Below are 10995 nucleotides of genomic sequence, written 5' to 3' on the forward strand. Positions count from 1 at the left end.
TTCATAATAATATTGTCAACTATAAAACTGTGAGAGGCGAAAAAGGCTCTATAAACATCAAGTGTGCGCCTTTTTGCTAAGTATTATTTTTACAGTAATAATTCAGAGCTGATAATTGTTAATGCGCCATCATCACAAACCGACCAATCCAAGTTCACTAACCGCACTTTTTTTTGTGTCTTTGGCCAAGCCATTTTTCCTTTGTATTCAATACTAGAGATTCGCCCCTTATGGAAAAAAACTTCTACAGTTAAGTTTTTCTTAGGACAAACATCTCCTGTAAGTTTTATTTTATATGCTAAAAAACCTCCCATTTTGTTTGTTAACAATATGTCGCCCCAAAACTTAAAATAAGCATCCCTTGACTCATAGAGAGCAACAATTTTGCCATCAGGGCTACGCTGCACCAAATCCAGTTTATTCAGCTGCTGAAGGAAATTCTTTCTATCGCTCCCATCCAAAAAAATAAGCATATTTTTTAATGCAAAAACTTCTAAATCATAAAGGTAGGTTTTGCCGCTATGAATTAGTCTAGACCAGGCGCTTCTTAGTACATCAGAAATCATTATTGTTAACTCCCGCAAGTACTGGAGCCAGAAGCATTGCCCGCTGCGTTTCTAGTAGTGCCTCCAGCAACAGCTCCTTTATAAACATTGGAAATACGATCTAGTTGCTGAATAGGTCTACACCACTTAGTGCCCCAATCTAACGAAGCTAATGCGCCAATGACTAATGTTTTATAAGACATTTATTGCTCCTCAATCAAACGCCCAGGTAAGTGAGCGATTAGGCTGGGCGAAAAGCCTAATGTTTAGGTAACAAACAAAAAAGTAGACTTTTTGTTTGCATAAGCCCTGACAAGCGTTTGATTCTATCTGTTAGTTATAGGCAAGTATCTAATACTTCAGTAGTAGAGGGACGACGGTTATGAGCCAAAAACTGGCTACAAAACCTCTTGTTAAAAGGGGGCGGAGGGATTATTGTTTGATTGTCGTAACAATCCATATGGATCAATAAAGCTAATCGGATTTCCATTAACATACCCATGAGTATTTAACCCACCCTGCAACCCTATCGGATCACTCTGCAAGTACATCCCAATAGTCGGGTCATAATCCCTAAAATAGTTATAGTGCAGTCCACTCTCAGTATCAAAATACTGTCCTGCAAAACGGCTGCGGGACTTCTATTTTCGCTGTATTGTAGTTAGCAGTTAGTAAAAAGCGTATAGTCTTTTTTCCTTGGGAATGAAAAATTTCCATATCTTAGATAAGAATTGGATTTGAAAAACTCCCAACGATCATCATCATGGTAATAACAATTGAAACCTATAAAGAACAATGTTTTTTTCATAGTTATTTTAGTGTTATTACCGTATAAACAACCAAGATCATTATCAAGCTCAGAAATAAAATCCTCCTCAGATTTATAATCGAGCCTTGAATAACTTATATAAAAAAAGTTTAACTCATTTCCATTATCAGTTAAATAAGCAACTATATTGACATCACCATCATCGTAAAATTCTACAACAAATTGATAATCCCCATCGAAACCATGATTGAAGATAAAAGATTTATAGATATCAGATTTTTTGTTAAGGATGTCATAGCCTCTCATGTCGTAATGACTAAATATCTGTTCATATGGTCTTAAGGTAGACATTGCTATCATGTTGGCCTCTGGCGAAATGCTATTAAAATGAACAATTACTGATATACAATCTGCTGCCTCAAATCCTCAAGAATCTTTATGGTCAGACAGGAAAAATATAATGCCCAAACAACAGTTACAAACTTAATAAGCCGCTATAGCATTGCATACTAGTTATTCACATACCTAAAAAGAAATAAATAGTACTAAAGCATTAAAGAAATCTATATGTTCCAGATTCTTCTTTGTAAAAAGTAAACACATAAATAACATTAAGGCCAAATACTTCAGCTTATGCATAATGTGTTTATTCACATAGTCCTTTTGATGAGAAGGATTTAACGGTGACGCGGTTAGCGTAAAAAAAATCTCTACGTCTGCTGAAATATAAGCTAGCCTGTTAACTATATCGTATACTCGTTTTAAATTACCGCTAACACTATTCAAAAGAAAAGATACAACTCTTACCAACAATGAGTCATATGGCAAGCCCACCAATAAAGGAGATAGGAAAGATGGAATTTGATAAAAGTATATTTTTAGGATTTGCTGCGTTTGGTATAGGACTTGGCGCAATATTATTGGGCATAATATTATTGGGCGGAATAACTTTTCTAGTTTCCAGCTACAATAGCCTGATAACCAAACAGGAAGAGGTATTATCAAGCTGGGCTCAGGTTGAGAGTAACCTGCAACGCCGTATTGATTTGATCCCCAACTTGGTATCCAGCATTAAGTCATATATGGAACATGAACAACAGGTTTTTAGTGATGTGTCCTCCAAGCGTGCCGGCGGATTATCTGAAATTGTTTCAGCATTAGAATCCTTATCAACCACCGGCGAGCTGACGTCATTTTCCGGGCAAATAAAAACAAAGCTGGCTGATCAAGCGTTTATGAAATCTCTGGTCACCGAGCAACAAAAAGTCGGGCAAAATATTAATAAGTTAATGGGGGTTGTGGAAAACTACCCCGAACTTCGCTCCTCCGATCAATTTATTGTACTGCAAGCGCAACTTGAGGGAACGGAAAACCGTATTAATGTCACTCGTATGATATTCAATGATGCGGTGGGTGACTTTAATGCCAGCATTAGCAAAATACCTGCAAAGTTGATTGCTGACTTTGCAGGATTAGAGCGCAAAGCCTATTTTCGTGCTGATGAAAGTAGCAAAGAGCCATTGACGGTTGATTTTGAGCCATGATCCGCGGCCATCTCAAATGGTGCTTGGGGTTGTTGGCGCTCATCTCCTCGTCAATAATTTACGCCTCCAAGGTTTATGATCAAGCGAATATCTTCACCGATAATGGCGAGGCATCACTATCACAATATCATCAGAGGTTGCTCGAAAAGCATGATATTGATTACCGTATTTTAACAACCACGACGGAAGAGAATTTAAGTCTCTACACCAATCAAGCCTTTCGGCAGCTTCATATCGGCACATCAAGCAAAACTGGCAGAGGCTTGTTGCTTGTTTTAGATCCAGTGCAGAATCAAGTCAGAGTCGAGGTATCGACATCCCTTGAGCCTATTTACACCGATAGCTTTATTGCTTATTTACAGACGCGCCAGATGGTGCCCTACTTTGCAAAAGGACACATATTAACGGGTATTTTAGCCACTTCAGAAATGATATTTACTCGCGCCCAAGAGGCTGAGCGGGGTATGGAATTTCTGCCGCCCTCAAGGGCAACATCAGTTGGCGGCGGGGCGCAAACGGCAGCAAACATTGGTGCGGGGCAACAAGCAATAGCTAACTATAAAAGCCGGAAAACCGTCAGGGTAAACACCAATAATCTGACACCAACAGAGATAGTCGGCCTTTATCACCAGGCCATGAAAAATCGAGATGCTCGTTCTGATTTGGATATTTATTCTAAAGCCACTCGCGAAACCATGAAGCGCTGGGTAATGACGGCGGCGCAAATGGATAATATTGCAAAAACATTTTCTAGTTGTGAGCAAGATAAAGAGCGGATACTGCTCAAACTGGCGGTGGTTCGCTACCGAGTTGAACAGCGTCAGTGCTCTCCATATTTTTTGATTTTTGAGGAAGAGGCATGGCGGCTAGATTTAGCTAGCATGACTTCACTAATAGGATTTAACCACAATAATGAATGGCACTTAATGCCAGGGGTTTATAACTATTATGGTTTTGGATTTGGCGATTGGACATTCGATGAATATCGCTATCCTCATCCACTGAATGCGAAAAAGCTAAGATGGAAAATGTCTGTAATTACCATGTACGATAAAAAAACCTATGTCGATTGGGTTAAGCCTGGGGGGGCAGCTTATAGGCTGGGCTTCAGATATGGCGATCAAATAGTTTCATGGATGGGGCAGACAGTCATCAATCACGATAGGGTTTTTCCATTGATGAATCAATCAAGACCGGGAGAAAAAATCTGGGCGGTTATCCATCGAGGCGGAGTGCCCGTAAGATTGAATGGGATTATGCCGCCTTAAAATCACTAAAACAGGCTTCACCAAACGACTAAAAAACGCGGCACTTATTTTTATCCTATTTGAGTTTCCTTTTATGTCACCGTGCCATAATAAAACCTATGCACTTTTAGCTAATGCCTGATTACGCTTTTCCGCCGCGGCCCAATCATTGGGTAATACCCTAGCAACGATCATAAAACTAACGATCGATGGTATAAACATACCGAAGGTCACTGTCATAGCATAACGCATGGCCGTGATATCGGTATTGCCTTGCTTAAACACATCTATCATCCACCCGGTGAACGTGGGGCCACCACCGAGACTAATCATATTAAGAATAAAGAAAAATAAGGCGGTGGACATGGCGCGCATATTGACTGGCGCTAAGGTCTGCGCGATAGCGAAACTCGGGCCCAAATAAATGCCTAAGAACAATAACAGAAATGTCATGAATACCAAGTGAGTCCACACCGATGACACCCAAAATGACATTACGCCAATTGGCAGGCATAGGCTAATAGCCATTGCCGGCAACCATCCATAGGCACGAATAGTTTTAGCACCCCATATGTCAGTCAACTTGGCGCCAAAATAAACGCCAGCGGCATAGGTAGTGCCATTAATTACACCAAGCATAATCACTAGCGTTTTAAAATCAAAATTGGGGTCTAGCATCACCAAGTATTTGGTCTGAAATGCTCCAAAGGAATACGACACGAAAGAGCCAAAGGCAATACCAAAGCACATTGACCACCAAGCTGGAATTTTAAGTAGGCTCTTTAACGATTCAGCAAAGGGCGGCTGTACAATATCGGCGTGGTTATCAAATTCCATGGCACCGCGCACAGGTTCACGCAATAGCAGCCGTACAACCACCGCTAGAGCAATACCTGTCAGACCAAGGAATATAAAGATACGCCGCCAATTCACCTCGTCACCGGACGCGCCCATAAGCGATGCAGTGGCAAAATAGGCTGTCATAACGCCTAGAGGAATACCCATTGAGTAGACACCCAATGCACCTGCCCGCTCCTCTTTGGGGTACAAATCGGAAATAATGGAATGGGATGGCGGACTACCGCCGGCTTCACCAATGCCAACGCCCATACGCGCGAGACCGATCTGTAAAAAATTACCCGCCAAACCAGTTAATGCAGTGAACCCGCTCCACACGGCCAAGGCAATTGAAAGAATATTCACTCGGTTATAGCGATCTGCTAACCAAGCAAGAGGAATAGCGACTAAGGTATAAAATGTGGCAAAGGCCAAGCCAATCAGCAAACCCAGTTGAGTATTGGTCAGCCCAAGATCCTCCTGAATAAACGGTGCTAAAATACCAACAATCTGGCGGTCAATAAAATTAAACCCATATACCAATGTAAGAAGCGCAAGCACCATTGTGCGATAATGCTTGCTTGGTTTGTTGTGATTTGTCATAGCAAGTCCAATGAATATACTGCAAAGTACTTATTGTTATTTTTGTGAAACCATAGGCTACGGCAACTTTGGTAACAGAGCAAGTCAACGCTTGGTTGTCGATGGATTTATCTATAGGAAGAGAAGAGTGAAACAATAATAAAAAGATGCGAATAAGATTTTTCAGTGATGATGGTTTGCTGCCGCATATACCGTATTAAAATACAGCGCGCCGCGCTTAATAAGCACAGTCACTTTTGAGTCAGGCGTGCAATTATTTAACGTAGCAATAATATAGTTGCCCTGCTCCGTTTTAATGGTCGCATGAGATAGGGCGTTGGCATTTCCCCCGCTTAAGGCGCCACACTTTTGCACCTGCCCTGCCATGCTTTTTAGTATTTCGCCGTTTTTGTTGAAGGACAACAAGGCAAAAAAGCTGAGCAACAAAAATAGACTTGTTATTAACCACTGAATTTTCATTCTGCTGTTAGAACTATTCAATCTGTCATTTAAAACGGAATATCATCGTCAAAATTATCGACCTGCGCCGATTGATCAAAGCTTGCCGGTGGTGGCGTTTGATCATAGGCGCCCATCTCCGCGCCTGCTGATTTTTCGATGCGCCAAGCTTGTAAGCTGGTAAAACATTTTTCTGGGCCGCCATTGCCTGACCATAGCCGGCCAGAAAAATTAAAGTGGGCGGTAATGTTATCACCGATAGTATAGTTATCCATTAAGGCGCAGTTATCTTTAATGAGTTCCATGGCAATGTAATTGGGATAGCGTTCATTTTCGCCCTCGCCAGTTAGCTTGATAACAAATTCCCGTTTGGTAAATCCGTTTTGGCCGTATTCGGTGGTTTGGCCAATGGAGTGTATCTGTCCCTGAAGTTCAAAACTTTTTGACATGGTGTCTGGCCTTTTTTGTTGGGAGGGTCGATGGATTACGATGATTATAACGCGGATAAAACCGATTTAAACAGGCTGTGTCCGTCGGGTCATTTTTTTCACCTCAGACTCAATCCATGCCTTGGCCTGTTCAGTAATTTGCCGGCTATCATTTTCTGTCGATGAGATCGGCTTGCCGATTTTAATGGTAATGGTGCCGGGGTATTTTATAAAACCACCGGAAGGCCAATACTCGCCACTGTTATGTGCAATCGGCACTGCTGGAGCGCCCGATGCTACAGCAAGGCTTGCACCGCCTCTGGCATATTTTGTTTCTGGTCCGGTTTGGCGGCGAGTGCCTTCCGGAAAAACCAAAACGGAAATATTTTTCGCTAACAGCCTTTTGCCTTGTTCGCGCAGTTGTTTTAGCGCCTTTTTGGGGCTGCCACGATCAATGGCTATTGGGTCGGTTAAACGCAAACCCCAACCAAAAAATGGTAGGCGTAATAATTCCTGTTTCAGCACAGTAGAAATCGGCGCTAGAAAACTTTGTAGAAAAAAGGTTTCCCACGAGCTCTGATGCTTGGAAAGCGCGACATAAGGTGTTGAGGGTAAGTTTTCGGCACCGTCCACCATGACTTTTAAACCACAGGTGCAGCGCAGCCAGAAAATTATCAGCCGGTTCCAAAGCAAAACATAACGGCTGCGAATGGCATAAGGTAGAAAACTAAAAAATAACACACCGGTAATGCCAAACCAGACAATGGTTAATAAATAGCCGATATAAAACAGTAAGGCGCGTAGCGCGAGCAGTATCATCATGATGGAATAATCGCATCGGCGGCAGCGGCAAGGTCGTTATAGACCGCTAAATTATGAAATTCAGGTTGTTGTTCGGTAATAATGGTTTGCAACGTCTTTTGTCCTTTTCCGGTTTTAACTAATACGGGGATACAGCCTTTTTTAAGGCCAGCTTGTAAATCACGCAGGGAGTCGCCAATAGTGATAGCGCCTTTAGCCGAGATAGTCAGTTGTTGTTCTATTTGCGTGATCAAGCCCGCTTTTGGTTTTCGGCAATCACAATTTTCATCCGGATGGTGCGGGCAATAAACGACAGCGGCAATTTCACCACCAGCCGCCTTCACCATGGTATGCATTTTCTTATGCATGGCTTCCAGATCGGCAGGCTGAAATAGTCCGCGGCCTAAGCCGGATTGATTGGTAGCGACGACAACGGTAAAACCCGCTTTGGATAAGCGAGCGATAGCGGCAATGCTACCCGAAATAGGCATCCACTCGTCAGCACTTTTTACAAAATGATCGGAGTCTTGATTAATTACGCCATCTCTATCGAGAATGATGAGTTTCACTGTAATACCTATTTTGCCGGTACCAGCAGTGAAATATCCGCTACTTCTAAAAATAAATCACGGAGTTGTTTTAATAGCGCCAGACGATTATTTTTTAGCGCCTTATCATCGACCATTACCATTACATGCTCAAAGAATTTATCAACAGGTTCCCGTAAATCGGCCAGATTAGCAAGCGCCTGTTTATATTGGCGCTGCTTAAATAAGGGCTCAACCACAGCCGCTTTGCTCTGTACTAGCTCGGCCAGAGTTTTTTCAGCGTCGTCTACTAGCAGGCTGGTATCAACAGCGCCAATAACGGCTTCGTCATCAAGCTTGGCAAGAATGTTAGACACACGCTTGTTAGCAGCCGCCAATGCTTGCGCTTCGGCCAATTGGCTAAAGCTATGTACCGCCTGTACCCGTTGATTGATATCTAACGGCTGCGATAGGTTTTTAGCAGAAACAGCGAGGAACACTTCAGCTGAAATATTTTCTTCTTCATACCAGGCGCGAAAGCGTTCGAGCATATAGGTCAGCACTGTATCGACGAGCCCATCGCCTGCAGGGAGATGGTTATGCTGTTGTTGAGCCTGCTGTAATAGCTCACGCAAATCGATATCCAGTTGTTTTTCAACAATGATTCTTAATACGCCAACCGTGGCGCGACGAAGCGCAAAAGGATCTTTTGAGCCAGTCGGCGGTTGGCCAATACCAAAAATTCCGACGATGGTGTCGAGTCGATCGGCCAGTGCTATAGCACAGCCAGTTAAACTTTCCGGTAATTGGTCACCGGCAAATTTCGGCAGGTATTGATCTTTAATAGCGTTGGCGACTTCTGCCGGTTCACCATCGGCCAGCGCGTAATAGCAGCCGGCGATACCTTGCATCTTATCGAATTCCAATACCATATCGGAAACCAGATCGGTCTTGCTGAGTTCGGCAGCACGACGAGCATGGTCGGGATTGCTGCCAATGGTGTTGGCAATATCCGCGGCCAATGATAATACCCGTTGGGTTTTGTCATAAAGGCTGCCGAGCTTGGTTTGGAAAACCACGTTTTTCAGGTTTTCTAAACGGGCTTCGAGTTTAATTTTTTTGTCAGTTTCAAAGAAGAACGCCGCGTCACTCAGGCGCGGGCGAATCACGCGCTCATTACCACTGATAACTTGGGCGGGGTCGTTGCTGACAATATTAGAGACGGTAATAAAATGCGGCAGTAAGTCGCCGTCGTTGTTTTCTATATGAAAATATTTTTGGTGTTCTTTCATTGAAGAAATTAATGCTTCAGCGGGAACATCCAAAAAGCGTGATTCAAAACTACCGGTTAAAGCAACAGGCCATTCAACCAGACCGGTGACTTCATCGAGTAAATCATTCCCAATAACGGCAATACCACCGACTTTTTCACCTTCAGTCGTTACCTGCTCCCGAATCATCTCGCGACGCTTTTCAAAGCTCGGAATAATATGCCCACGACTTTCCAATAGCGAAGCATAGGCAGAAGGGTTGGCAATTTCTAATGGGCTATCGCAGTGGAAGCGGTGACCGCGGGTGATATTGCCGGCTTTAAAGCCTAGGATTTCACAGTCAATGACTTGGTCATCCAGCATCATAACCAGCCACTGTGCCGGGCGAACAAATTCGGTACGGCTGGCACCCCAGCGCATCCGCTTGGCAATAGGCAGTTTATCCAGAGCGGCTTGTACGATAGCCGGCAAAAGCTCAGTGGCGTCTTTGCCCGGTTTAATCGAGCGATAAACTAGCTTGTCCGCTTTGCCGTCATGTTCAACTTGGACATCATCAATATTGATGCCATTTTTTTTAGCAAAAGCCTCGGCCGCTTTAGTGGGCTTGCCGTTATCATCATAGGCAATTTTTTTCGGTGGACCCCAAGCGACGATGTTTTTTTCCGGTGTTTTTGCATCGATGCCGCTAATAACCACCGCCAAACGGCGTGGTGTGGCATAGCTTTCTATGTTGGAAAAATTGAGCGCTTCAGCCGCAACGCCTTTTTTTACTTGCTCGGTAAAATGCTTGGACAGGGTTAACAGCGCTGTAGGCGGCAATTCTTCAGTGCCAATTTCAACTAGAAAGTCAGACATTATGATTCGTCCCCCGTGGCGGCTAAAACTTCGTTGCGCAAATGCTCCGGCGCAAGGGGGAAGCCCAGATTTTTACGGGCATCAAAATAAGCCTGTGCTACGCCACGAGCTAAAGTGCGAACCCGCAAAATAAAACGCTGGCGTTCGGTGACCGAAATAGCATGGCGGGCATCGAGTAAGTTAAAAGCGTGAGAGGCTTTCATGACCATTTCATAAGCGGGCAAGGGCAAGCTTTTTTCAATCAAGCGCTGGCTTTCTGCCTCGTAGTGATCGAAGTGGTTAAATAGTTGTTCAATATCGGCTTCTTCAAAGTTAAAGGTCGACATTTCCACTTCATTTTGGTGGAACACATCGCCGTAGGTAACGATACCTTCGGGGCCTTCGGTCCAGACCAGATCATAAATGCTGTCGACGCCCTGCAAATACATGGCGATACGTTCAAGGCCATAAGTGATTTCACCGGTTACGGGATAGCATTCCAGCCCGCCTACCTGTTGAAAGTAGGTAAACTGAGTGACTTCCATACCGTTTAACCACACTTCCCAGCCCAATCCCCAAGCGCCCAAAGTAGGTGATTCCCAGTTATCTTCGACAAAACGAATATCGTGAGTTAAAGGATCGATGCCCAAAGCGCGCAGTGAATCCAGATACAATGCTTGAATATTGGCAGGGTTGGGCTTCATCACTACTTGATATTGGTAGTAATGCTGCAGGCGATTGGGGTTTTCGCCATAGCGGCCATCCGTAGGGCGGCGACAAGGCTGCACATAAGCGGCATTCCAGCTTTCAGGGCCAATGGCGCGCAAAAAGGTGCCGGGGTGAAACGTGCCCGCTCCGACTTCCATATCCAATGGTTGCAAAATCACACAGCCTTGGGCTGCCCAATATTGCTGCAAAGCGAGAATCAAGCCCTGGAAGGTCTTGGTATTTGACGGCGTTGCTGTTGGCGTGGTCACTTTATTGCTCTTGGTGTATTTATAATAGTTGTGTTGCCGCCATCAGTGATGGCAAAGGCTGGCCATTATACAGGCAGTTGGGCCTAAGGTTCTATTGCTATAGTTGGTGAAAAGTCGGTAATTAGCATTTCTGTAGCGCTAGGAAAACGGTATGATTCCGATTTCTTCGTCCGG

Annotated in this window: 11 protein-coding genes and 1 pseudogene; 2 read left to right on the forward strand and 10 right to left on the reverse strand. The window is 43.9% G+C overall.

The window, feature by feature from the left end; genetic code table 11:
- Positions 1–89 precede the first annotated feature (89 nt).
- From AACP44_RS06870 to AACP44_RS06880, 3 genes and pseudogenes are all read right to left on the reverse strand, one after another.
- Positions 90–566 (reverse strand): hypothetical protein, encoded by a 477-nt coding sequence (locus AACP44_RS06870; RefSeq protein ID WP_339339737.1) that lies wholly within the window; start codon positions 564–566, stop codon positions 90–92.
- A gap of 392 nt (positions 567–958) precedes the next feature.
- Positions 959–1168, reverse strand: a pseudogene (locus AACP44_RS06875) (RHS repeat-associated core domain-containing protein); the annotation flags it as partial.
- 38 nt (positions 1169–1206) lie between these two features.
- Positions 1207–1674, reverse strand: coding sequence for a hypothetical protein (locus AACP44_RS06880; protein ID WP_339339738.1), 468 nt, complete (start codon positions 1672–1674; stop codon positions 1207–1209).
- 494 nt (positions 1675–2168) lie between these two features.
- Here AACP44_RS06880 and AACP44_RS06885 point away from each other — a divergent pair, with 494 nt between their 5' ends.
- Both AACP44_RS06885 and AACP44_RS06890 read left to right on the forward strand, forming a co-directional pair.
- Entirely contained in the window at positions 2169–2858 is a 690-nt protein-coding gene (locus tag AACP44_RS06885) for a LemA family protein (protein ID WP_339339739.1), read from the forward strand.
- A gap of 29 nt (positions 2859–2887) precedes the next feature.
- Positions 2888–4126: a TPM domain-containing protein gene (locus AACP44_RS06890; RefSeq protein ID WP_339339740.1), complete on the forward strand. Its 1239-nt coding sequence runs from the start codon at positions 2888–2890 to the stop codon at positions 4124–4126.
- Between the two features lie 96 nt (positions 4127–4222).
- Here AACP44_RS06890 and AACP44_RS06895 read toward each other — a convergent pair whose 3' ends face one another.
- From AACP44_RS06895 to glyQ, 7 genes are all read right to left on the reverse strand, one after another.
- Positions 4223–5545 carry an MFS transporter gene (locus AACP44_RS06895; RefSeq protein WP_339339741.1) on the reverse strand — a complete coding sequence of 441 codons (1323 nt, stop codon included), beginning with the start codon at positions 5543–5545 and terminating at the stop codon, positions 4223–4225.
- Positions 5546–5707: 162 nt separating this feature from the next.
- Entirely contained in the window at positions 5708–5971 is a 264-nt protein-coding gene (locus AACP44_RS06900) for a hypothetical protein (RefSeq protein ID WP_339339742.1), read from the reverse strand.
- Positions 5972–6033: 62 nt separating this feature from the next.
- Positions 6034–6432 (reverse strand): DUF3127 domain-containing protein, encoded by a 399-nt coding sequence (locus AACP44_RS06905; protein ID WP_339339743.1) that lies wholly within the window; start codon positions 6430–6432, stop codon positions 6034–6036.
- A 66-nt stretch (positions 6433–6498) separates the two neighbouring features.
- The gene (locus AACP44_RS06910; RefSeq protein ID WP_339339744.1) at positions 6499–7233 is read right to left on the reverse strand and encodes a lysophospholipid acyltransferase family protein; all 735 of its coding nucleotides are present in this window, start codon (positions 7231–7233) and stop codon (positions 6499–6501) included.
- Entirely contained in the window at positions 7230–7781 is a 552-nt protein-coding gene (gmhB, locus tag AACP44_RS06915; RefSeq protein WP_339339745.1) for a D-glycero-beta-D-manno-heptose 1,7-bisphosphate 7-phosphatase, read from the reverse strand. The genes AACP44_RS06910 and gmhB overlap by 4 nt, the downstream gene beginning before the upstream one ends.
- 8 nt (positions 7782–7789) lie before the next feature.
- On the reverse strand, positions 7790–9865 hold the full coding sequence (gene glyS, locus AACP44_RS06920) for a glycine--tRNA ligase subunit beta (RefSeq protein ID WP_339339746.1): 2076 nt from the start codon (positions 9863–9865) through the stop codon (positions 7790–7792).
- Complete coding sequence (glyQ, locus tag AACP44_RS06925; RefSeq protein ID WP_339339747.1) at positions 9865–10821, reverse strand: glycine--tRNA ligase subunit alpha; 957 nt, start codon at positions 10819–10821, stop codon at positions 9865–9867. Before glyQ ends, glyS begins: the two co-directional genes overlap by 1 nt.
- Positions 10822–10995: the final 174 nt, after the last annotated feature.

It is taken from the genome of uncultured Oceanicoccus sp. (genome assembly GCF_963968385.1).
In the GTDB taxonomy this organism is placed as follows: domain Bacteria; phylum Pseudomonadota; class Gammaproteobacteria; order Pseudomonadales; family Dasaniaceae; genus Oceanicoccus.